This window comes from Paraglaciecola polaris LMG 21857 (assembly GCF_000315055.1).
Lineage (GTDB): Bacteria > Pseudomonadota > Gammaproteobacteria > Enterobacterales > Alteromonadaceae > Paraglaciecola > Paraglaciecola polaris.
On sequence record NZ_BAER01000042.1, the window covers coordinates 18,401 to 43,180 of the forward strand.

16 protein-coding genes are annotated in these 24,780 nt (G+C 44.6%); 10 read left to right on the forward strand and 6 right to left on the reverse strand.

What is annotated here, in order from left to right; all coding sequences use genetic code 11:
• Positions 1-370 precede the first annotated feature (370 nt).
• The 5 genes from GPLA_RS22915 to GPLA_RS08195 all read left to right on the forward strand — a co-directional run bounded on the left by GPLA_RS22915 (position 371) and on the right by GPLA_RS08195 (position 13,992).
• Positions 371-4,045 carry an ExeM/NucH family extracellular endonuclease gene (locus tag GPLA_RS22915; RefSeq protein ID WP_007104391.1) on the forward strand — a complete coding sequence of 1,225 codons (3,675 nt, stop codon included), beginning with the start codon at positions 371-373 and terminating at the stop codon, positions 4,043-4,045.
• Between the two features lie 38 nt (positions 4,046-4,083).
• Positions 4,084-4,635 (forward strand): PEP-CTERM sorting domain-containing protein, encoded by a 552-nt coding sequence (locus GPLA_RS08180; RefSeq protein ID WP_007104392.1) that lies wholly within the window; start codon positions 4,084-4,086, stop codon positions 4,633-4,635.
• A gap of 416 nt (positions 4,636-5,051) precedes the next feature.
• Complete coding sequence (locus GPLA_RS08185) at positions 5,052-9,479, forward strand: S8 family serine peptidase (RefSeq protein ID WP_007104393.1); 4,428 nt, start codon at positions 5,052-5,054, stop codon at positions 9,477-9,479.
• 332 nt (positions 9,480-9,811) lie between these two features.
• Positions 9,812-10,876 carry an efflux RND transporter periplasmic adaptor subunit gene (locus GPLA_RS08190; protein ID WP_007104395.1) on the forward strand — a complete coding sequence of 355 codons (1,065 nt, stop codon included), beginning with the start codon at positions 9,812-9,814 and terminating at the stop codon, positions 10,874-10,876.
• A gap of 5 nt (positions 10,877-10,881) precedes the next feature.
• A complete protein-coding gene (locus tag GPLA_RS08195; RefSeq protein WP_007104396.1) occupies positions 10,882-13,992 on the forward strand; it encodes an efflux RND transporter permease subunit in 3,111 nt (1,036 codons plus the stop codon).
• 246 nt (positions 13,993-14,238) lie between these two features.
• Here GPLA_RS08195 and rpoD read toward each other — a convergent pair whose 3' ends face one another.
• The 4 genes from rpoD to rpsU form a co-directional block, all read right to left on the reverse strand.
• The gene (rpoD, locus tag GPLA_RS08200) at positions 14,239-16,080 is read right to left on the reverse strand and encodes an RNA polymerase sigma factor RpoD (RefSeq protein WP_193362936.1); all 1,842 of its coding nucleotides are present in this window, start codon (positions 16,078-16,080) and stop codon (positions 14,239-14,241) included.
• 145 nt (positions 16,081-16,225) lie between these two features.
• On the reverse strand, positions 16,226-17,992 hold the full coding sequence (dnaG, locus tag GPLA_RS08205; RefSeq protein ID WP_007104398.1) for a DNA primase: 1,767 nt from the start codon (positions 17,990-17,992) through the stop codon (positions 16,226-16,228).
• A 155-nt stretch (positions 17,993-18,147) separates the two neighbouring features.
• Positions 18,148-18,591 carry a GatB/YqeY domain-containing protein gene (locus GPLA_RS08210; protein ID WP_007104399.1) on the reverse strand — a complete coding sequence of 148 codons (444 nt, stop codon included), beginning with the start codon at positions 18,589-18,591 and terminating at the stop codon, positions 18,148-18,150.
• A gap of 84 nt (positions 18,592-18,675) precedes the next feature.
• Positions 18,676-18,891 (reverse strand): 30S ribosomal protein S21, encoded by a 216-nt coding sequence (rpsU, locus tag GPLA_RS08215; protein ID WP_006991319.1) that lies wholly within the window; start codon positions 18,889-18,891, stop codon positions 18,676-18,678.
• A gap of 218 nt (positions 18,892-19,109) precedes the next feature.
• Between rpsU and tsaD the strand changes: the two genes are divergently transcribed.
• Complete coding sequence (gene tsaD, locus GPLA_RS08220; protein WP_007104400.1) at positions 19,110-20,123, forward strand: tRNA (adenosine(37)-N6)-threonylcarbamoyltransferase complex transferase subunit TsaD; 1,014 nt, start codon at positions 19,110-19,112, stop codon at positions 20,121-20,123.
• A 42-nt stretch (positions 20,124-20,165) separates the two neighbouring features.
• Here the strand turns inward: tsaD and plsY are convergent, their stop codons facing one another.
• The gene (plsY, locus tag GPLA_RS08225; protein WP_040514239.1) at positions 20,166-20,768 is read right to left on the reverse strand and encodes a glycerol-3-phosphate 1-O-acyltransferase PlsY; all 603 of its coding nucleotides are present in this window, start codon (positions 20,766-20,768) and stop codon (positions 20,166-20,168) included.
• A 76-nt stretch (positions 20,769-20,844) separates the two neighbouring features.
• On the opposite strand from plsY, the gene folB reads away from it, so the two are divergent.
• Genes folB through GPLA_RS08245 form a run of 4 tightly spaced genes read left to right on the forward strand, consistent with a single transcriptional unit; the run spans position 20,845 to position 22,906 of the window.
• On the forward strand, positions 20,845-21,204 hold the full coding sequence (gene folB, locus GPLA_RS08230; protein WP_007104402.1) for a dihydroneopterin aldolase: 360 nt from the start codon (positions 20,845-20,847) through the stop codon (positions 21,202-21,204).
• Positions 21,201-21,719: a 2-amino-4-hydroxy-6-hydroxymethyldihydropteridine diphosphokinase gene (gene folK, locus GPLA_RS08235; RefSeq protein WP_007104403.1), complete on the forward strand. Its 519-nt coding sequence runs from the start codon at positions 21,201-21,203 to the stop codon at positions 21,717-21,719. Before folB ends, folK begins: the two co-directional genes overlap by 4 nt.
• The gene (locus tag GPLA_RS08240) at positions 21,716-22,516 is read left to right on the forward strand and encodes an undecaprenyl-diphosphate phosphatase (RefSeq protein WP_007104404.1); all 801 of its coding nucleotides are present in this window, start codon (positions 21,716-21,718) and stop codon (positions 22,514-22,516) included. Before folK ends, GPLA_RS08240 begins: the two co-directional genes overlap by 4 nt.
• 24 nt (positions 22,517-22,540) lie before the next feature.
• Positions 22,541-22,906, forward strand: a complete 366-nt coding sequence (locus tag GPLA_RS08245) for a histidine triad nucleotide-binding protein (RefSeq protein ID WP_007104405.1) — start codon at positions 22,541-22,543, stop codon at positions 22,904-22,906.
• 134 nt (positions 22,907-23,040) lie between these two features.
• Here the strand turns inward: GPLA_RS08245 and GPLA_RS08250 are convergent.
• Positions 23,041-24,780: putative bifunctional diguanylate cyclase/phosphodiesterase (locus GPLA_RS08250; RefSeq protein WP_226993072.1), on the reverse strand; the 1,740-nt coding region annotated here is incomplete at its 5' end.

The following is a 24,780-nucleotide window of genomic DNA, read 5'->3' on the forward strand; positions in this document are numbered from 1 at the left end:
GCTGTTTGCTCTATCTGGTCAACGTAACCCTTACTCTCGTTATTCCTCAGTGCCATCTTTCTCTGTTGACCTTGCTTTGTTTCACTGGAGTCTCTCCCGTACGCACCGATACCAATCCGCTATTTTGTTCTCCACTGCGCGGCTACTCCTTGATTGCTGGGTAAATAATTTTGTCGGCATTAAACGTTGTTGCTGACTAATTGGTCAACTTTGCTGGAATATTGAACAATGCTATGACAATATCGAGAATAGGTGCTGCGAATTGACGCTTAGTTGACCGTCATATAGATGTCATAGAAATATAAGAACATTGCCGCCTTAAAAATTATAAGAAGCCGGATAACTGGCGATAATATTCTCAGGAGAAACTATGAAACTAAAATACCCAGCTCTGCTGGCGTTGTTTTGTGCTTCAACGGCACAAGCGACCAGCGTATTTATTAATGAAATTCACTATGACAATGCGGGTGGGGATGTTGGCGAATTTATTGAAATCGCGGCGCCTCAAGGCACTGATCTAACCGGTTGGTCGGTTGTGCTTTACAACGGATCCTCTACACAGCTCAGTGATTACGCGACTGAAGTGCTTTCTGGCGTTGTTGAAAACCAAAGTGGCGGTTACGGCTTTGCTACTGTTTATCCCTCCAGCATTCAAAATGGCGGGCCAGACGGTATGGCATTGGTTGACGGCAATGGAAACGTCGTACAATTCCTAAGTTATGAAGGCAGTTTCGAAGCAGCTAGCGGCCCAGCTGCAGGCCTGACAAGTGTTGATATCGGTGTCGCTGAGTCAGGCGGGACCCCAGAAGCATATTCTTTGCAATTATCTGGAAGCGGAAGTGAATACGCCGATTTTAGCTGGCAAGCAGAAGCTACTGAAACGCCTGGAAACACTAACAATGGCCAATCTTTTGGCGGTGAAATAACGGACAGCGCACCTAGCGTTGTGGTTAGTCCCGCAGACGGCGAATCAAACGTTGCCGTTGATGCTAACATCAGTTTAACCTTTAGTGAGCCGGTAGTTGTTAGCGCTTATAACACCATCAATTGTGCCAGTGATGTTGCAATTCCTGTTTCGGCCACGGGCGATGGGGCAAACTATTTGCTCGACCCTGACCAAAATTTTGCACCGGGAGATAGTTGTAGTTTCACTGTCAGCGCTGCAGATGTGACTGACATTGATGGCGAGCCAGATAACATGGCCGAAGATATCACCGTTTCTTTTACCGTGATTGACAGCGGCGTAACGGTAAGTTTAGTGATAAATGAATTCCATGCGGATCCGGCGAGCGATATAAGCGGTGATGCCAATGGTGATGGTACGCGTGACTCTAGTGAGGACGAGTTCGTGGAGCTGGTTAATACTGGTGATACTGAAATTGATTTAAGTGGCTGGACGGTTAGTGATGGAGCGAGCTTGAGACATACCTTCCCTTCTGGCTCAGTCATTGAAGCTGGTTGTGCCGCTGTGGTATTTGGTGGCGGAACACCCCAAGGTGTGTTCGGTGGTGCGTTAATTCAAACCGCATCTACGGGCTCGGTGGGGTTTAATAATGGTGGTGATACCATCACAGTAACCAACGGTATCAGTACTTTTGAAGTGGTGTATGGTTCTGAAGGCGGTAACAACCAGTCTTTGACGCTAAATCCTGACGTAACCGGTGAAAGTTATAGTGCGCATTCCGTCGTTCCCGAAGCCAATGATGCGTTATTTTCACCAGGAACCAAGCTTGATGGAACTAAATTCTCTGGCTGTACGGTCCCAGACTTGGCCCCTACCGTGGTTAATATTAGCCCTGTGGACGGGGCAACTGATGTGGGCGTGGATAGCGTTATCAAGCTAACATTTAGTGAAGATGTCACTGTGACACAATGGCCTAGCTTAGTTTGCAATATAAGCGGTGAGGTGGCCTTAGACGGCGCATTAAGTGGAATAGATTTCACCTTAACACCGGTCACTCCTTTAAGTGGCAACGATATGTGTACGTTAACGTTGACCGCAGGGTCAGTCGTTGATGTAGATGGCTCCCCAGATATGCTAGTAGATGACTTTGTCAGTAGCTTCAGCACAGCAGAATTGTTAGTTTGCAATGCGCCTGATACCTTCATCCATGATGTGCAAGGCAGTGGTAGTGCAAGCACTCTAGTGGATCAAAGTGTTTTAGTGCAGGCGGTTGTCACGGCGGTATTGCCTGACTCCAACGTGTTCTATATTCAAGAAGAAGACGCAGAGACTGATGGTGATAAGAGTACCTCTGAAGGTGTATTGGTGTTTAACGACAGCGGCGCATTTAGCATGCCTGTGGTAGGGGATGTGGTCTCAGTGAAAGGCACGGTATCTGAGTTCTTTAATCGTACCCAAATCACACTTACTTCAGCACCATTGGTATGTGGTACCGCCACAGTATCGGCGAGTAATTTCACACTACCGGTTGCATCACTAGACGAGCTTGAATCGTTGGAAGGCATGTTGGTTACCAGCTCAGCGGCGTTGACGGTAACAGACAATTTCACCCTAGGGCGTTTTGGTCAACTTACCTTGTCTAACGGGCGTCTTTACAATCCAACTAACATATTTACACCAGGCTCAGCAGAAGCGATAGCACTAGCTGACAGCAACAGCCTGAATCGTTTGATATTGGATGACGGTAACGACACCAGCAACCCTGACGTGGTTCCTTTCCCCACAGGTGGTTTATCTGCTGATAATACGCTTAGAATGGGGGATACGGTTTCTGCCGTGACGGGAGTCGTTGACTATAGCTTTAGCGAATATCGTGTTATCCCGACGCAAGCGCCGACTTTTGCTGCGACTAATCCGCGCACCAGCCAACCGGAATTAACGCTAGGTAACCTTAAAGTCGCCAGTCTCAATGTTTTGAATTTTTTCAATACCATAGATGCTGGGCAGGATATATGTGGTCCTACTGGCGGTTTTGAGTGTCGTGGGGCAGATAATAACGGTACTGATACTAATGGACTGACTGAATTTGAGCGTCAAAAAAGCAAGACTGTCGCTGCTATCGTGGCAATGGATGCAGATATTGTTGGCTTGATGGAAATCGAAAATGACGGTTTCGGTACAGACAGCGCGATTATTGAATTGGTTGATGGTATTAACGCGCAAATGGGGGAAGGTACCTATGCGGTGGTGAATGGTGGCAGCACCATTGGCACTGACGCCATTACGGTTGCACTTATCTACAAACCCGCTTCAGTAGCCCTAAGCGGTGAGTTGCAGGTGCTTAATAGCAGTAATTCGATTTCTGACGACAGCGGTGTGTTGTTTGATGATGGCAAAAACCGTCCTTCTTTGGCGCAAAAATTTGCCTTACTTGAAAACGGTGCGGAGTTAGTTGTGAGTGTTAATCACCTTAAATCGAAAGGTTCAAACTGTGGTGTAGGGGACGATGATTCAACTACAGGGCAAGGTAACTGTAACCTCACGCGTACGCGAGCAGCGCAAGCATTAACGGCCTTTATTACTGAGCAATTTGGCGAAACACCCGTGCTAATTATCGGTGACTTGAACTCTTACGCGAAGGAAGATCCTATCAGCGCCATTATCGGTGCTGGTTACACAGATCTCGCCAACTATTTCGGTGGAGCCCAAGCGTACTCTTACTCCTTTAATGGCGAGTTAGGGTATTTAGATCACGCATTAGCCAGTGCCAGTATGCTGGACAGCGTAGTGGATACCACCGAATGGCACATCAATGCAGATGAGCCTGTTGTGTTGGACTATAACCTTGATTTCCAGTCTGAAGCTCAGCAAGTGAAATACTATGCACCCGACGCTTATCGCATGTCTGATCATGATCCCGTTGTGATTTCGTTACAGCTCGAGTCTGAAATACAAGTCGTGGAAGGCGATTATGATGGTGATGGTGATGTGGATATTATGGATATTCGCGCATTAACAAGAGCGATACAACTTCGTCAAACTATAGACAACAGCTTTGATTTTAACGAAGATGGTCAGGTAAGTTATACAGATGTAAGATTATTGCAACGTATGTGTACTCGCACGCGTTGCGCTATTTAATAGGTTGTACCCATTAACTAACAGTAGGAAAAATAAGAATGAAAAAAGTACTTTTATTAGTTTGTGCAATGTTTGTTGGCAGTGCTAACGCAAATATGATTAATATCGATTTAAGCGATCCGAACCCATCGGTTGGGGATACGGTGTCAGTTAATATTAATATGACAGGTATTACAGAAGACTTTACGGCCTTTTTTACAGGATTTTTATTTGATAGCAGTCTCTTTGAATATGTAGATGGTAGTGTCAGTTCTGACTTTCCACTCTACGACCCTTTTACAGGTAGTGGGTTGGATGTCGATTCAAGTTCTTCTGGTCTTTTGTCGCTTAATCTATTCGAGGACTTTGTTGCGCCAGTAATTTATGGTGCTGGAGATTATCTAGTGGCAAGCTTTAATTTATTGGCTATTAGTGAGGGGCAATCTTCATTTTCCTTGGCGCAAACCTCTTTGTTCGCACCGGATTTCGGGCCAGAAACAGCGTTAGATACCAGTGCTTCTGGTGCTAGCATCGCTGTACCCGCGCCAGGCTCTATGGCGTTAATGGGGCTTGCAGGTTTGGCATTATTTGGCTTGCGACGTAAGGCTTAAGCCTAATCGTTATCCCTAGCAGCCTTACCTGAACACAGATAGGGCGAAGTTATTAAGTGCAGAAAGGGCGGTTATTATTCATCAACCGCCTTTTTTTCCCTTCAATCCCGTATTAGCTGACTGGGAATACTTTTGGTATTTCGACGAAGTAAACCCATATGCTCCAGGATCACTCTGCTGATCTTAAGCTGTAAACATAGTGATATGATTTGGTGGGAATTAAGTGAATACAGAATCAAGCTATCAAGTTGCATTTATGTTGCATCTAAGTTAAAAAAGCGTTAACACCCGTTCGGGTTAATTGACTTTTTTGGTCCTGATAACAAAATATCAAGCCAATATAATTATCCGTATTATACAAATGAAATTCTAATAAGTGGGTTATATCTTAACCCCCACAGGGAATCAGAGATAATATGAAACATACACTGTCCTTAGCTGTATCTGCAGCATTAATGTCAATGTCGGCGCACTCGGCTGGTGAGTTAGCTGACGGAATATCAAAGTTTGATGTTTCGCCATCTGCACTTAAAAGCGTAGCTGCAACGTCGGTCAACAAAAACAAAAATCAAAAAGAACCAGTAGCAAGCATTGCCCAAAGGTTTGTAGTAGAAAAAGGCATCGAAAATAAACCCTATGTTTATATCGTAAGATTAACCGATCAACCTGTGGCAACGTATGACGGGGGGATAAAAGATCTTAAGGCCACAAATCCAAAGAAAGCAACGTCGGCATTCGCTCGTGTACAAGGACCCCAAAAAGCACCCAAACTTGATGTTGAAGCCCCCGAGGTTAAAGCATATGTTTCTTACCTGAAAGGCGTACAGAGTACTTTTATCAGCAGAGCAACAAGAGTAGTAAACAGTCTGCGTGTTGTTGATACATTTAAATACAGCGTAAACGGTGTAGCGGTACGAGTGACTCCTGATGAAGCCGAAGCCTTATCTAAACTTCCTGGTGTTGAGCGCGTTGAGCGCGAAGCCTCTTACAAAATGGATACGGATACCGGGCCGATAAAGATAGGAGCACCGAATATATGGGACGGTTCAGTAACCAATAGCGGTGTTGGCACGTTTGGCGAAGGTATCGTCATCGCTACCATCGATTCTGGTGTGAATACCGACAGCCGATCTTTTGCCGATGTTGGCGATGATGGCTATGATCATTCCAACCCCCGTGGTGCAGGGGTATATGTAGGAGATTGTGCAGATAACTTCCCTGAAATGTGCAATGACAAACTGATTGGTGTGCGTAGCTATACCAGAATAACTGACGATTACGGTGATACAGATGTATTCCCGCCTAATTTGCCCAGAAATGGTGAAGACTATAGTGGTCACGGTTCACATACCGCAGGTACTTTTGCGGGGAATATATTGTTTGACGTACCTGTTCTTACACCTGGGGCAGGGGAAGAGAGCCACGGTATCCCTGGCGAGTTTGAATTCGCACGCATTTCTGGTGTTGCTCCCCATGCAAATATTATTGCTTATCAAATTTGTTATCCAGGACGTAGCGATGCAAACGACACTTACGGGGATTGCCCTGGAGCGGCCATTCTGGCGGGCATAGATAATGCGATCGAAGATGGTGTTGATATCATTAACTACTCTATCAGTGGGGGTGGTTTCCCTTGGAGTAGTGATGTTGATATGGCTTTCCTATCGGCTAGAAATGCCGGTATATTTGTGGCCACATCGGCAGGTAACTCAGGTCCTGATGCCGCTACCACTTCTAAACATGCCCCGTGGTACACCGCTGTCGCTGCGTCAACTCACGGGCGTGAGATAGATTATGCCAAAGAAATTGGCGAATTTACTGGTGGTGACTATGAGCTTGGGACATTAACAGGCAACAGTAACTCTCTTGGCATTACTGCCTCTATCGTGTATGCAGGAGATTTTGCGAATACAAATGATCCTGACGGTGATCCTGCTCAGTGTTTGCAACCTTTCCCTGTCGGTACTTTTAGCGGAGAAATCGTGATGTGTGACCGGGGCGCAATTGCACGTGTTGAAAAGGCACAGAATGTTGCTGCTGGTGGCGCAGAGGGATTTGTATTAGGTAATGTCACTGGAGGTGGCAGTACGGTTGATAATGACGCATACGTGATACCTGGTATCCATATAGATGCAGCCCAAGCTGAATTACTGCGAGACTGGTTAGCAAGTGGTGAAGGCCATATGGCAACCATTACCCCTTCTGCCGGTGAATTAATTTTAAGTGAAGGCGATGATATCGCCGACTTTTCATCTAGAGGGCCCAACCCATCAATTAGCACGATTACCCCTCAGGTAGCTGCACCCGGCGTGAGTATTTATGCCGCTTCCGCTGACCAGAAGTTTGGTCACGATGGCCATATTGCAGACCCAAGTGATTTTGCTTTTTTAAGTGGTACATCGATGGCCAGCCCTCATGTGGCCGGAGCTGCCGCATTATTAATGGCCGCTAATCCTAGCTGGTCACCGGACAACATTCGTTCTGCATTGATGATGACGGCCACCACTAACATGCGCAAAGAAGATGGTGTTACCCCAGCAGATTGGTTTGACATGGGATCGGGCCGTATTCAGGTCGACCAAGCTAATCAAACAGGTTTGGTGATGGATGAATCTGGCGCCAATTATCTTGCGGCAAACCCTAATGACGGTGGTGATCCCAAAACACTCAATATTCCTAGTATGGCTGATGATAACTGCGTCGGAGCATGTCGTTGGACAAGAACTGTAACGGCAACAAAAGATGGTCTGTGGTCTGTTTCAGGAGTGGGTATTTCTGATGGCGTCAGTGTCACGGTAAGCCCTGCTTCATTTGATATCGTGGCCGGAGCAAGCCAAGAAATTACGGTAACAGCATCAGCGGATGTAAGCGGAGATGATTTTTTATTCGCGCAACTGAATCTGACATCTAATACTTCACCTGATTTACATATGCCCATTGCCGTGATTGCTACAACCAGTAATATTCCGGACTCGATGTCTATTTCTGCTGACAGGAATGCGGATACGCGGGTGTTATCTGATATTTTAGCGGTTGAAATAAGTGACTTTACTGCGCGGTCTTATGGATTGACCAAAGCGACAAGTACTACCGCAAGTATTCTAGAAGACAGCGATAATGGAAGTGCTCTGGACGACTTGGCTGATGGTGTACACGTTATCACGATGAATGTACCCGATGACGCCAAATATTTAGTGGCCGAGATAACCGCGTCTGAATCGCCCGATTTAGACTTGTTTGTTGTACGTGATGCCAATGAAAACGGCGTAGCTGAAGCTAACGAGGTTGTGGCATTCAGTGCGACGGCGTCGGCTTTGGAAAAAGTCAGTCTAGTTGAGCCCCTATCTGGTACGTATTGGATAGTCGTGCAAAACTGGAGTGCGTCAGCCTCAGGTGCAAGCGATGAATTTACTATCGCTACAGCCATAGTGGATGGCGAGTTGGGTGATAATCTAACCGTCGATGCACCATCCTCTATTGCGGCAATTACCCCCTTTGACATTCGTGTTGGCTGGGATATTGATGCAGTGGAAGGTGACAAATACTATGGCGCATTTGATGTAGGCGCCAGCGCTGGTTCAGCAGGAAGCTTTGGTTTAGTGGTGGTTGATCTCGATAGAACAGCTGATGATGTTCAAGTGGTTGGTGGCAGTGAAGAATTGCTGGTACCCGGCGATCAAATCGATTACGCCATACAAGTGGGACCAAACTTTAGTGACGCAGACCGTCAGTATGAGATTTCCTTAACCTTACCTGACGGAGTGAAACTGGTAGAAGGCTCATTGGTTGATGGCATGGTTGCCGAAAGTGGTACGTTAACATGGAGCGTGTTGCAGGATTCGATTAAAGGCCAAGCACCTTCCTATTCTGTTACCACTAACGCAAACGATGCCTCTTGCGTAAACCCTAACTTTGGTCAGGGCTCAGGTTACCTTGATTTAGCCTTATTCGGCATCGGCTTCTCTGGTGCAGACGGAGATACAGTAACGGCAAACTTTAATAGTCCTGCTTCGTTACTGGGTCAAGCATATGATTCATTTGGCGTAACGGATGATGGTTTTATCAGCTTTACGGGAGATGTGGGTGCAACGCCTTGGGTTAACCAATTGATGCCTGATGAAAATCCAGCAAATGGTTTAATCGCTCCATTCTGGCGAGATATGATACTCGATACCGCTAATGGCTCGGGTATTACTGTTGCAACCGCAGGTCCTTTCACTATTGTTGAATGGGATAACATGCGCCCATTCGGCGGTGTAACTGGTGATAATCTTGATTTTCAAGTCATCTTCAACAATGCCCCCGTTGGTAATGAGCCTGACATCATATTTAGCTATGACGATGTTACCCATGTTACGGCGGATCAACAGGGAACCTCAATTGGTTATGAATCAATAGATGGAAAATCTGGTTTAACGACTCATTATGTAGGAGCCGCAGCGGAACAAATTGGCAATATTGAGACTGACATTGTTTCAGGTTCACAACTATGTTTTAGATTGCAAGACCCTGATAATACCAAGTTATTAACCTTTAGCCTTGAGGTAACGGAAGATAATGCCGGTGGTCCAGTGCAATTACAGGCAATGTCGTCATTGCCAAACAATGTAGGAACAAAAACTGAGGACAGTCCAATCAACGCTAATGCAGTCGTTGCTGTCTCTGGTGATTGGGACGGTGATGGGGACGTTGATATTTCAGACATACGTGCTTTGATACGAGCTATCCAACTTCGCCAAGACATAGATTTAAGTTTCGACTTCAACGATGATGGTCAAGTGAATTACACCGACGTTAGATTATTGCAACGTATGTGTACTCGCTCAGGGTGCGCGGTGAATTAAGTCATAAGTAGAACATCAAGTACAACCTTCTAAGGCGCTCACTCGAGCGCCTTTTTATTATATGTGTGCCTAGGTTAAATGACTTCTCTAGTAACTAAAAATCCAAATTTCACTATCTTAAGTAACAATTGTTAGTCTGTATTTTGATTGTATTTAACATCAAATGCGGTGAATTTACCTATTTTTGAGCCCAATAGCGGATTTTTTTTAAAAGTGTAAGAAAGCGTAAATGTTATGAATAATTGCCAAAAAATTAACGTAATATCAATACATATAACGACTTTAGTCGTAGAAAACATACACTGAATATTAATATATAAAAAGGTTTCTCCATGCCCAAAGGAATTTCATTTTCACCCATTTTAATCGCATTGCTTTTGGTTAGTGGCTTGCTAGTTTATTTGTACTTGCCCAATGATACTAAGCAACAGGAACGTAAACCTAACGCTACGCCTGTAACGGCATATACCATGATTGAAGTGAAATTTCCGGTGACGGTAGAAGCATTAGGCACTGCCAATGCAAATGAATCCGTTATGCTAACGGCGCAAAAATCAGACATAGTACAAACAATCAATTTTGATGATGGTGATTTAGTCAAAAAGGGCCAGTTGTTGCTTAAGTTGAGCGACCGAGAAGAACGGGCGCGCCTAAATGAACTGGATATAAATTTCCAAGAAGCAAAGCGTCAACTGAAGCGTATCGATAATCTAGCGCAACAAAGTGTCGCATCAGCCCAGTTACTTGATGAGCAAGAGGCGAATGTAAAGGCGTTTAAAGCCCAGCTCGAAGTCGCAAAAGCCCAATTGGATGAACTAGAACTACGCGCACCTTTTAGCGGTTTATTAGGGGTGAGGCGGGTCAGTGTGGGGGCACTCGTTATGCCAGGTGACCTGATTGCGACTTTAGATGATTTACATATAATTAAAATGGATTTCAGCATTGCGGAATCCCACTTATCCAGTGTTCATAAAGGTCAACAGGTTTCAGCTACATCGGTTGCCTATCCAGGGCAAAAATTTGAAGGCAAAATATCGAGTATCGCTTCTAGGGTTGACCCAGTAACACGGGCTATTCAAATTCGAGCTATCATTGACAACAAAGACTTAAAGCTTCGTCCGGGCATGTTGCTGCAAATTAAACTTCAAAAAGAAATCTTAGAAACACTTGTTTTGCCAGAAGGCGCATTGGTGCCCATTGAAGACAAGCAATTTGTGTTCGTCATTCAAGACAATAAAGTCGTCCGTCGAGAAGTCAAAGTGGGCTTGAGAAAGCCAGGTATTGCACAAATAACGTCTGGTTTGGAAGTCGGGGATAAGGTCGTTATTGAAGGGGCGCTTCGTCTGCGGGACGGCTCGGTTGTTAACGTGCTATCCATGCATACGTCGCAAGGATAATCTCAATGTTGTTATCAGATATTTCAATTAAACGCCCGGTCTTTGCTTCCGTTGTTAATCTACTTTTAGTGGTGTTTGGCATTGTTGCTGTCACGTTTCTTTCATTGCGAGAATACCCGGACGTCGATCCACCCATAGTGTCAATTAGCACTACCTATACAGGTGCCTCAGCGGCCATTATTGAGAGCCGGATTACACAATTATTGGAAGATCGCATCAGTGGTATTGAAGGAATTAAAAACATTGAGTCGACCAGCACAAATGGGCGCTCTTCAATCAATGTTGAGTTTAATCTTTCTCGAGACATAGATGCGGCATCGAACGATGTGCGCGAGCGCGTCAGCCGTGCATTGAACAATCTTCCGGATCAAGCTGATCCCCCTGAAGTATCTAAATCAACATCGGATGACGATGTTATCGTTTGGTACAATTTACGCAGTGACAACATGAGTGTCATGGAGTTAACGGACTACGCTGATCGCTACCTAGTGGACCGATTATCTGTGGTTGAGGGGGTGGCAAATGTCCGTTTAGGTGGTGGGCGCAGTTACGCGATGAAAGTATGGCTTGATCGTAACGCAATGGCAGCCAGAGGCATCACCGTTGCAGACATAGAGCAGGTCATCCGCGCAGAAAACGTCGAACTTCCCGCAGGTGAAGTGCAATCAAATCAACGGGACTTTGATGTACGCGTAGCACGCAGTTATTTGAGTCCTGACGACTTTTCAAAATTACCGGTTAAAGCTGGCGCGGATGGCTATCTCATTCGTTTAGGCGAAGTGGCTACTGTAGAACTGGGCGCCGAGGACGACGAAACCGAGTTCCGAGGCGATGGCGTTAATATGATCGGTTTAGGGATCACTAAACAATCAAAAGCCAATACCTTGGAAGTAGCAAGAGCCGCAAAAGTGGCGATAGATGAAATTCAGCTAACTTTGCCTGATAATATATTTATCGTGCCTAGTTATGACTCATCCGTTTTTATCGAAGCGTCAATAAATGAAGTTTACGAGACCTTAGCCATCGCTATGTTTATGGTTGTGTTAGTCATTTATGTGTTTCTAGGAAATATGCGCGCTACCCTCATTCCTGCGGTTACCGTTCCTGTTTCATTAGTCGCTGCATTTACTGTGATGTATGCCCTTGGCTTCTCAATCAACTTACTTACCTTGTTAGCTTTAGTGTTAGCAATCGGTTTAGTCGTTGATGATGCGATTGTTGTGCTTGAAAATATTTCCAGGCGCATTGAGTTGGGAGAGCCGCCTTTGCTGGCTGCTTATCGCGGCGCACGGGAAGTAGGATTTGCAGTTATCGCCACAACCTTGGTACTAATAGCGGTATTCGTACCTCTAGTTTTTCTGCAGGGTAATATCGGTCGTTTATTTACCGAATTTGCTTTAGCAATTGCTGCTGCAGTAGCGTTTTCAAGTGTGACTGCGTTAACGCTCATTCCTATGTTGAGCTCTAAATTATTAAAGAAAACTAAGCGCACGACAGGTTTAAGTGCATGGATGGACAAGTCATTTGCCAAGTTTGAAGGTGGTTATTTTAAAGTACTAGGTAAAACCATTCATCAGCCAATCCTAATGGCGTTACTCATATTGGTGAGCGTCGCTAGCTTGCTTCGTTTGGTCGAGATTTTGCCAAGTGAATTTGTGCCAAAAGAAGACCGTGGCAATTTCTTTATTCAAATTCAGTCGGCAGAGGGCGCGAGCTTTAAAGAAAACAGTAAAAGCATGAAGAAGGTAGAGGAAATTGTACTGCCCTATTTAGAAAGTGGCGAAGCTAATCGTGTACTTGTGCGCTTGCCTGGGTTTGGGGGCAGTGCTGGCATTGCGATTGTGGGAACGCCAATCGGAGATGATAAAAAGCGCTCTACGTTTGAATTGATGGATGAAATTAGTCAGAAGTTGTCGGTTATTCCAGACGTTAGAGCTTTCGCCATCATGCGTTCAAGCCTTGGGGGACGAGGGGTAGGGCGACCTGTACAATTTGTACTGCAAGGTAACACCTATGAGGAACTGGTCGGGTGGCGAGATAAGCTGCTCCTCATTGCGCAGGAAAACCCTAACTTATTGCGATTAGATTCTGATTATAAAGAAACGCTGCCTCAGCTACTGGTTAATATAAATACTGAACGTGCTGCCGATTTAGGCGTATCGGTCAGTGATATAGGTACTACGTTGGAAACCATGTTGGGGCAACGCCGAGTATCGACTTTCCTAGACCGTGGTCAGGAATATGACGTCATACTGGAAGGACGCCGGGAAGATTATCGCAGCCCACAAAGTATTGATAATTTGTATGTGCGTTCATTTCGAACGGGCGAACTTATCCCTATGGACAATCTACTGCTCGTGGAGGAGCGCGCTACCTCATCGCGCTTAAATCGCTACAACCGTATGCGTAGTATTACTATCAGCGCGAATTTAGCTGAAGGCTACACTGTGGGTCAGGCGTTGGCGTATTTAAACAATATTGTTGACACTGAACTTCCTGAGGACGTGTCGGTTGATTACAAAGGGGAGTCTCAACTTTATCAAGAGTCAGGTAACTCAATCCTATTTATTTTCATTATGGCATTAGTTATTGTGTATTTGATCCTTGCTGCGCAGTTTGAAAGCTGGGTTCACCCTCTAGTTATCATGCTGACGGTGCCGTTGGCATTAGTCGGCGCGTTTGTGGGGTTATATTTTGCCGGTATGACCCTGAACATATACAGTCAGATTGGTTTAGTTATGTTGATAGGCCTCGCGGCTAAAAATGGTATTTTAATCGTTGAGTTTGCTAATCAATTACGCGATGCAGGTGTCGAGTTCGAGTTGGCGCTTAAAAGAGCAGCGATGCTTCGCTTGCGTCCCATCGTTATGACAAGCTTTACAACCGTATTTAGCTCTTTACCCTTAGTGTTTGCAAGTGGGGCCGGCTCTGAAAGTAGAACGGTTATCGGCATGGTGATTTTCGCCGGCGTGTTGGTATCAACGATACTGACGCTGTTTATTATCCCTACTGCATATTACTGGTTAGCACGCAATACGGGCTCACCACTGGCTATTACGCAAAAATTAGACAAATTAGAGCAAGACATCCCCTATAAAAAAGGCGATGAGTTTTAATCACTGACGGTTCTACAAAGCGGCTAAGTTAATGGCGTTACGTCATAACTTAGGCCGCTTTTTTTATATTTAACGTACGCCCCAATGTAAATAAGTACTTACCTAGTGCAAGCCTGAAGGTTACCGGAAGCCTGAAAGTGGCATGTCGTTATTGGCTAAAAATTAGTTGAATCATTAATTGCAGGCGAAAAAAAACCGGATAGTAAATCCGGTTTTTTAATATTACAGCATATCTACATGTCTTGACTATTCGTCTAAGAAACTACGTAGTTGCTCTGAACGACTAGGGTGGCGTAACTTACGTAGCGCCTTAGCTTCAATTTGACGAATACGCTCACGTGTTACATCAAACTGCTTACCTACTTCTTCAAGGGTATGATCTGTGTTCATATCAATACCAAAGCGCATTCTTAATACTTTTGCTTCACGCGCGGTTAGGCCAGCCAGTACTTCTTGCGTCGCGTTTTTCAAGCTGCCGCCAGTGGCGGAATCAAGCGGCTGTACGATTGTGCTGTCTTCGATGAAATCCCCTAAATGCGAATCTTCATCATCGCCGATAGGTGTTTCCATTGAAATGGGTTCTTTAGCAATCTTCAATACCTTACGGATTTTGTCTTCCGGCATTAACATGCGCTCTGATAATTCTTCAGGTGTTGGCTCGCGCCCCATTTCTTGTAACATTTGACGAGATATGCGGTTTAGCTTGTTGATCGTCTCAATCATGTGCACAGGGATACGGATAGTACGCGCCTGATCGGCAATTGAGCGAGTGATTGCTTGACGTATCCACCAAGTAGCATAAGTTGAAAACTTATAACCACGACGATATTCAAACTTATCAACGGCTTTCATCAGACCGATGTTACCTTCTTGAATCAAATCCAAGAATTGTAAGCCACGGTTAGTGTATTTTTTTGCAATTGAGATAACTAAACGTAAGTTAGCTTCAACCATTTCTTTCTTAGCACGACGAGCTTTGGCTTCGCCAATCGACATACGACGGTTGATGTCTTTAATGTCAGCTATGATTAAACCGGTTTCGTCCTCTACGGCATTCATTTTGCCGATACTACGTTCTAGTTCTTCTTGGTGAACTCTAATTTCTTCAGCATAAGGCACACTAGATGCTAAAATTTCAAATAACCAATCAGTACTAGTTTCATTGCCTGAGAACGCTTTAATAAAGTCTTTCTTCGGCATTTTAGCTGTGACAACACAGTGTTTCATCACGATGCGCTCTTGCACACGGATGCGATCCATCATGCTGCGCATGTTTTTAACCATGCGATCAAACTGTTTAGGCACTAAACGGAATTCTTTAAAAATCTCGCTTAATGCATCAATCTCTTTACGAGAATTTGCGTGTGACCGGCCTTTTGAAGCGATAACATCACGTGCTTTTTCATATTGCACACGTAGTTCAGAAAATTTCTCACGAGCTTCTTCTGGATCTGGGCCCGTGTCTTCTTCTTCTTCGTCTTCATCATCGCTGTCATCACCATCGTCATCTTCGTCATCTAAATCTTCTTCAGATAACTCAGAGCCAATGTGGGTAGCAGTAGGGGCGATATTGTCTGCTTCATTAGGATCAACAAAACCAACTATGATATCACTTAGACGAATTTCTTCGGCTTCGAACATGTCCCACTGATCTAGCAAATACGTGATGGCTTCAGGGTATTCTGCAACTGAACACTGTACCTGATTGATGCCTTCTTCAATGCGTTTGGCGATAACAATTTCGCCTTCACGAGTCAGTAGTTCAACCGTACCCATTTCACGCATATACATACGTACTGGATCTGTTGTTCTACCAATTTCGCTTTCCACTGTAGCTAGCGCTTGGGCTGCCGCTTCCGCAACTTCCTCATCGGGCGCATTTTCTTGCATCAAAAGCTCATCGGAGTCAGGCGCGTTTTCAAACACCTTAATTCCCATATCGTTGATCATGCGAATGATGTCTTCGATCTGATCGGAATCAACTATATCTTGAGGCAGGTGATCATTTACTTCAGCAAAGGTCAAGTAGCCTTGTTCTTTACCTTTGGCAATGAGGAGTTTTATCTGTGACTGCTTGCTTTGCACCATATACCTTACACTTCTCGATTTGGGTTAAAAATGCATCCTGAATACGGTAAACCGCGTTCAATATGCTAAATACTTTGCTTGGGCTCGAGGCTGTAGCGAATTAGCCAGTATAGCAGACTCGACCACCCTTGGGCTAGATGTTGGGTCATTTTTGTTCTTTTACAAGTAGATTTAGCTCTTGTTTTTCATCTACACTGAGATTGCCTAAGCGTGCTTTGGACATTAATTCATCCATTCTGCTCTTGAAATGCCAATCCAGTAATTTGGCGAAACTGTCCTTGAAGACCATAACCTGGTTCTCTTCTGCATATTCCCAGCTTAATAACTTGGCTAAATTTTTACTTTGCGGATGATCTCTAAAATACTCTAATACTTGTGCGGTATTCGCCTTAGGTTTGGTGAGACAAAACTGAAAAAGTTCGCTTAAAAAATCTAGCCCAGGCACTTGCATGTTGCCCAGTGCTGCTGGGTTTGCGTGCTGACATTGGGACGCAATGGCGGGTTGATCAAGTAATAAACGGATCATCATTCTAACCGGCGATATTTTGGCTTTATTAAGCGCCGTGAAATCCAGTTTTGCCCCTGCTTTATGCTGGTTTGCTTTAGCAACATCTTGCTCTAACCGGTGGCGATTTCGATCGCCCATATAGTTGCTCAGTTCAGAGGTTAATATCGCACGTTGATTATCGCCTTGGATCTGCTCAATCATGGGCATGGCTTCCGCTTTTAAAGCCGCTTTTCCTTCTGCGCTGCCAATATGGTGGCGCTGAAGTAAATTATCAAAGAAGAATTTTGATAAAGGCACTGAGTCGGTAACCAATTTCTGCTCAAAAGCCTCTTTGCCGATTTGACGTACCAAGGTGTCTGGATCTTCACCGTCGGGTAGAAACAAAAACTTCATTTCTACGCCGTCTTTTAAATAGGGTAAGGCATTTTCTAGGGCGCGCCATGCTGCTTCGCGTCCTGCCCGGTCTCCGTCATAACAACACACCACTTCACTCGTGGTTCGAAAAAGCATTTGTATATGCTCGGCAGTCGTCGCAGTACCCAGTGATGCCACTGCATATTTGATGTCAAATTGCGCTAGGGCAACCACATCCATATAGCCTTCCACTATCATGACCCGGGGCAAGTTACGGTGGGCTTGTTTAGCTTGGTAAAAGCCGTACAGTTCATTGCCTTTGTGGAAAATACGCGTTTCAGGTGAGTTGAGGTATTTGGGTGTACCATCACCTAATACACGACCACCAAAGCCCACAATACGTCCGCGTTTATCCCGGATGGGGAACATAATTCGCTCGCGAAAAAAGTCAAACCGACGGCGATTATCGTTTTGGGTGATCAATTTCAAGTCAAGCAATTGTTCTTGGGTTTCCGGGCTACGTCCAAACGTGCTGAGCACCGCATCCCACTCGGTTGGGGCGTAGCCTATGCCGAAAGCCTTAACAACCTCACCACTTAAGCCTCGTCGTTTTAAGTAATCAATGGCCCGCTCTTTATCGGCATGCACTTTGAGTTGTTGTGAAAAATACCGAGATACCGTTTCCATCAACTCGTAATCGTCCGCCTTTTGTTGTTTCTGTTCAGCGGTGGGGGCAGGGGTTGAGTTTTTCTCTCTGGGCACATCAACACTGTGATATTGAGCGAGTTCTTCAATGGCTTCCGGGAATTCGAGGCGGTCATATTCCATCAAAAAGGAAATAACGTTGCCGTGGGCGCCGCAACCAAAGCAGTGATAAAATTGTTTGTCTTGGCTTACCGTGAAAGAAGGACTTTTTTCGTTATGAAATGGGCAGCATGCTTGATAATTTCTGCCTGCCTTTTTCAGTTTAACGCGATTGTCTACTACCTCAACAATATCGGTGCGAGCGATGAGATCATCAATAAATTCACGAGGTATACGGCCGTTCATGTCAACTTCTCAATATCTTCGCGTAAAAGCAGGAAATGGTGCAACACAGCACTATACGTGTTGGGTAAAAACAAACAAGCCGCAAATAAATGCGGCTTGTTTACAATAAACTAGGTGGGGGCCGATAACTATAAAGGCTATTTTAAGGGCTCTAGCTAAACTAACTTAGCTTTTATTTGACCGCTTAATTTCCCCATGTCAGCTCTACCTTGAACTTTAGGTTTTAGCCACGCCATCACTTTACCCATATCTTGCATTCCACTTGCTTGCGACTCGACCATAGCTTGGTCTATCAACACACTAAGTTCTTCTTCGCTTAGTGCTTGGGGCAAAAAGGTTTGCAAAATATCGATTTCGGCAAGTTCTATCGTTACTAAATCTTGACGGTTTGCTTGTTCGAACTGACTCGCAGCATCTTTTCTCTGTTTTACCATCTTAGTAAGCAGAGCAATGACATCGCTGTCGTTGAGCTCTATACGCTCGTCAACTTCACGTTGTTTAACCGCTGCTAACGCCATGCGAATAGTGCTAAGACTAATTTTGTCTTTGGCGCGCATTGCATCTTTTAGGGCATTTTTTAAATCATCTAACAAAGACATGAAATCGACTCGAAGAAATACTTAAAATAAAACTAAGATAAAACTGCAAAGGGTGTTTAATACGTTAAACACCCTAGGAGAGAATTAGTACAATCTGATGCGACGTGCGTTTTCGCGAGACAACTTCTTCAAAAGACGTTTTTTAGCTGCTGCTTTCTTACGCTTACGTTCCCAAGTCGGCTTTTCAAAAAATTCGCGACGACGAACTTCTGAAAGAACACCTGCTTTTTCACATGAACGTTTAAAACGACGCAACGCTACGTCAAATGGTTCGTTTTCTCTAACTTTAACGATTGGCATTAAAATCTCACCTCAAAAATAAATACTTTGTCTGCCAGCGCAAAAAATAACCGGCTCGGTTAAAAATGGTGCGGAATTTTAAGCATATAAGCTAACAAAGTAAAGACCCGATATGGGAAATATTGGATTAGTCGCGGATTATTCACTCTAATATGGTGAAATCACCATAGGAAAGGTAGAATGTGCGGCCTAACTTAACTCGGAACACCACTTCTACTATGCGCGTTATTGGTATTGAAACATCCTGTGATGAAACAGGCATCGCCGTTTACGACGAACAACAAGGTTTATTATCTCATCAACTCTATAGTCAAGTAAAGTTGCATGCGGATTACGGTGGTGTGGTACCTGAGCTCGCATCTCGAGATCATGTACGCAAAATTGTGCCTTTAATTAAGCAAGCGTTGGTGGATGCGAACTGCACACAAAGTGATATCGATGGTATTGCCTTTACCAAAGGACCTGGATTAGTCGGCGCTTTATTAGTGGGTTCATCCGTCGCACGTAGTTTGGCTTTTGCTTGGGGAGTGCCGGCTGTAGGCGTGCATCACATGGAAGGACATCTACTGGCTCCTGTGCTTGATGAGCCAGCGCCTGAATTTCCTTTTGTGGCGCTATTAGTTTCAGGTGGCCATTCGATGATGGTGCGAGTGGATGGTATCGGACAATATGAAATACTCGGCGAGTCAGTGGACGATGCTGCAGGTGAAGCTTTTGATAAAACAGCTAAATTGCTGGGCCTTGATTATCCTGGTGGGCCACTATTGGCCAAAATGGCGGAAAAGGGCGAAGCCGGTCATTATAAATTTCCCCGGCCGATGACTGACCGCCCAGGGTTAGATTTTAGTTTTAGTGGGTTGAAAACTTTCGCTGCTAATACTATCCGCGGTTCTGACCAGTCTGAGCAAAGCAAAGCTAACATTGCCTATGCATTTCAAGAAGCGGTAATAGATACGCTTGCCATCAAGTGTAAGCGAGCGCTGAAACAAACAGGCCTCAAAAGATTGGTTATCGCTGGCGGAGTAAGCGCTAACAAGCAATTGCGTGTCGAGTTCGCATTGATGATGAAAAAACTACAAGGTACAGTATTTTATCCGCGTTTAGAGTTCTGTACAGATAACGGCGCAATGATTGCCTATGCTGGTTTACAGCGTCTTAAAGCAGGTGAAAGTGAAGGCTTGTCAACAAAAGCTCAGCCTCGTTGGTCGTTAGACGAACTGCCTGCAATCTAATGCTTGGTGGGGTTTGGGCTAACAAGGAAACGGTTTTGAGCACTATTCTTTGGTTCTGCCCTTATCCCATACTTTATTTTCTTGGCCATTGAGTAAGCGAATAATATTTTGTTTATGGCGCAAGATGATGAGCAGGCATAACATAGTAACCGGCAGGGTATAATCTGGTTTAACAAACCACGTAATAACTGGCGCAAGACTGACAGAAACAATCGCCGCGAGCGATGAATAACCACTGATAAATATCATTACTAACCAACAAGTCAGTAAGAGACTTGATAATTCCCAGCCCAAAGGCAACATTGCGCCTATGGCTGTTGCCACGCCTTTCCCCCCTTTGAAGTTAAAATACAATGGATATATATGCCCCAGGCATGCAGCTAATCCAACCAGCCCCAAACTGACAGGGGATAATCCTAAAAAGTATCCTAAATAAACCGGTAGTGTACCTTTCAATACATCAAAAATGAGGACTAAAGCGGCAGGAAATCGGCCTCCAATACGCAATACATTTGTTGCGCCAGGATTATTCGAGCCAGTGTTTCGTGGATCGGGCAGGCCAAACAAACGACAGATCAGTACCGCACTGGAGATTGAACCCAGTAGATAGGCGCTACAAAAAATTAAAATGCTAAGTGACGTCATGTACTTATGTTCTGTAAACGAGGTACAATTCATAAAGATTACCTTAAAAGTTAACCAATAACAGCGCGGATCTTTCATGGATAAAATTTACATTGAAGGCTTAGAGGTTCAGTCTCTAATAGGCGTGTACGATTGGGAGAGGGACGCGACGCAGCGTTTGCTGGTCGATATTGTATTATTTAGCGACTTGTCTACACCTGCAACGAGTGATGACGTAAAAGATACCCTGAACTATGCCGAAGTAGCCGATGCCGTGACGGCTGTTGCCGCTCATAGCAAATTTGCGCTAATCGAAGCGTTAGCTCTGGCGATGATCAGGCAAATATTCAAACAATTCCCTGTGCAAAAAATCACCCTTAAATTAAGCAAGCCAGACATTTTGCCTACCGCGCAAAACGTTGCGGTAGAATTTACCCGTGAGCGTAACGAAGAATGAACGCAGGGGCACAACAGCATCATATATTCATCAGTGTGGGCAGTAATATTAATCGAGAACAGCACATTACATCTGGTCTTGATGCAATGCATGCCGCATTTGGTGAACTGACACTATCATCGGTTTACGAAAGTAAATCGGTGGGGTTTGATGGCAACAATTTTTATAATTTGGTGGTTCAAACCACTACAACGTTGTCTATCGCTGATGTGGTGGATGTACTAAAACAAATCGAAGCGAAAAACCTACGCACGAGAGAGAGTAAAAAGTTTGCTCCGCGTACCTTGGATCTTGATCTACTCACATACGACGATGTCATTATGCAACAACCAATGGAACTTCCTCGTGGGGAGATCCTCTATAATGCGTTTGTGTTGCAGCCACTAGCGGAAATTGCACCTGATGTTGATCACCCGCTCGTTAAAAAGAGTTACCTTGCTCTTTGGCAGCAATACGATAAATCTCAACAACAGTTATGGCCTATTGAATTTACATGGAGCGCTAATCGCCGATGACTCTTACCGAAATTATTATTCTTGCAATTATCCAAGGTATTACCGAGTTTTTACCTATTTCGAGCTCAGCTCATCTTATCTTACCATCGGTGCTTTTAGGCTGGGAAAATCAAGGGCTAGCCTTTGATGTGGCTGTGCACTTAGGCAGCTTATTAGCCGTAATGATTTACTTCCGCAACGATATTGGACGCATGTTTGTCGCTTGGTTTGGCTCAGGCTTTAGCCGAGAGCAAACAGACGATAGTCGTTTAGCTTGGTGGGTTATCATTGCGACCATCCCTGCCTTGATTTTTGGTTTTGCTGGTAAGGCGTTTATTGAAGAATATGCTCGTTCAGCATTGGTGATTGCCTGTACCACCATTGGGTTTGGTTTGTTGCTGTGGTATGCCGATAAAAAAGCCCTATTGAATAAACACATATACGACATGACGTGGAAAAGTGCGTTAATTGTGGGTCTTGCACAGGCGTTAGCATTGATACCCGGTACATCGCGCTCTGGTATAACCATGACCGCAGGATTGATGTTAGGTCTTGATAGGGAAAGCGCAGCTCGCTTCTCGTTTCTGTTATCTATCCCTGTCATTTTAGGGGCGGGTTTGTTAGCCACACTCGATTTACTCAGTGCCCCCGATGCGGTTGATTGGAATGCATTGATCTTTGGTGCTGCGTTATCGTTTGTTAGTGCATATGCGTGTATTTATTTATTTTTAGCCTGGATCTCACGTATCGGTATGTTGCCGTTTGTGATCTATCGCATGTTACTTGGCGTGATCCTATTATTGTTTGTTTTCGCTTAACTGCGACGAGAAAGGAGTATCAAAATGAGTGAAACCATTTTTACTAAAATCATCAATAAGGAAATCCCAGCAGATATTTTATACGAAGACGAGATTTCTTTGGCGTTTAAGGATATTAATCCCCAAGCGCCCATGCATTTTTTAGTGATCCCTAAAAAAGCGATAGCCACCATCAATGATATCGAACGACAAGATTGTGAAGTGGTTGGTCATCTGTCCTGGGTTGCGGCGAAAATACTTAAAGAGCATGGCCTAGCGGAACAGGGTTATCGTACTGTCATGAACTGTAATGAATATGGCGGACAAACGGTTTACCACATTCATCTGCATGTTTTAGCCGGTAAACCTTTAGGTTGGCCACCGTATAGCGCGAAATTGAAAATAGAATAACAATAACTAGGCAAAGCGCTGATGAGGTGCTTTGCCTGTTTTGGTTTTAATCTGACATCACAGGGGTGGCAGTGTCTGTTAACCTTGTACAAGGCTTTTGGATAAACTGAATCACGTCTTTTTCGATTATAGGTCTAGAAAAATAGAACCCTTGGGAAAAATGTACGCCTAATTATTTGTAATAATACGGCCTGCTCTTTGGTTTCCACCCCTTCTGCTACCACCAAATAGTCAAAAGCACGGGCGATATTGATCACCGCTTTGACAATGGCTAGTCCGCTCGAGTCGAGGCGACTAATAAACGAGCGGTCAATTTTGACCGTGTTAACCGCCAAATCCTGCATCACAGACAAAGACGAGTATTCGGTACCAAAGTCATCTATCGAGACCTTAATGCCGCGACTTTGTAATATCTTTATACGGTCGATCATAATATCTTTATCAAAAGAAAAGACGGATTCGGTAATTTCCAAATGCAGCAAAGTGGCGGGAAGTGAGCTGGCCAGCAACGCCTCCTCGACTATGGTAATGAAATCGTCGCCTTGTAACTGATTAACCGAGACATTCACGCTCACGGCAATGGGTTTTGGCCACGACGCCGCCACAATACAGGCTCTATTGAGCACCCAAGTGCCAATTTTTCGAATTAAACCATGTTGCTCGGCAATGGGGATGAATTCCACTGGCGAAATGTGCTCTTCGTTTTTTTGCCAACGTAACAACGCTTCAAATGCTGATATTTCACTGTTATCAGCGGCCATAATCGGCTGAAAAGATAAGCTAAGTTCTTTGTTTTCTAGCGCTCTCGCTAGACCGTTCTTAAGATACTGCTCACGGGTTGATATACGCCCAAGCTCTTTGGAAAAGACACCAGATGTAGAGATATCGCGTTTCTTTTGATGGTACATCGCCATATCGGCCAGTTGAATAAGCTTTAGCTCGTTGTCGGCGTGCTGGGGATAAAGGGATATACCTATGGTTGCGCCTAACGACAGCTGGGCATTATCGAACAGATAAGCCTGTGAAATAACGTCTATCAGGGTTTTGGAATGCGCAACTGCTGCGGCTTGTTGGGTATTGGGTAAGGCAATTAAAAATTCATCACCACCCCAGCGACACAGTAATTGGTGATCGTCACAGTGCTCTTTTAGGCGACGAGCAGTTTGGGTCAATATTTGGTCACCTGCGTCATGACCTATGGTGTCATTTATCTTTTTAAAGCCGTCCAGATCAATAAACAACAATGCCATGGGCTGATGCGTCTCAATACAGCTATTCAAACTGGTTTTTAAATGATTTAAGAAAGCGGTCCGGTTAAACAAGCCTGTTAATGGGTCTAGGTTTGAAAGCTCGTAAATTTTTCGGGTACGTTTATCTACCTCCGTTTCCATATGCTGCAAAAGCAGTGCATTTTCATTTTTTAAGCGAATTGCCTGGGAGGTAAATTCCGCGGCTTTTTTTGCGCTTACGCTCATAACCAAGCCGAACGACAGTCCCAGTACACCTAACACTTGTCGGTAATTTTCATCGGATAGCAACAGCGCAACAGAAAACGGCACTAATAAGATAAAGGAATATGCCATAGCGGTTTTTTTATGGGCGGCAAGCACGCTGGCAGCACCGCCAGCCATAGCGGCAATGATAATAATAGTACTGGCTAGCTCAACGGTATCCGCTGTGGAGTAAACGCCTAAGCAATACACACACCACATCGCGGCTGTGGCAAAGGTACCACTGATAAAGCGTAAGGTTGCATGCCTGCCATTATATTCATGGCCTTTTTGTGTTGTGCGCCACCAGATTGAATCGATAAGTCTAATACCGACCAATACAACCATCGTTCCCCACCAAGCGTATTTAAAATCAAACAAGTT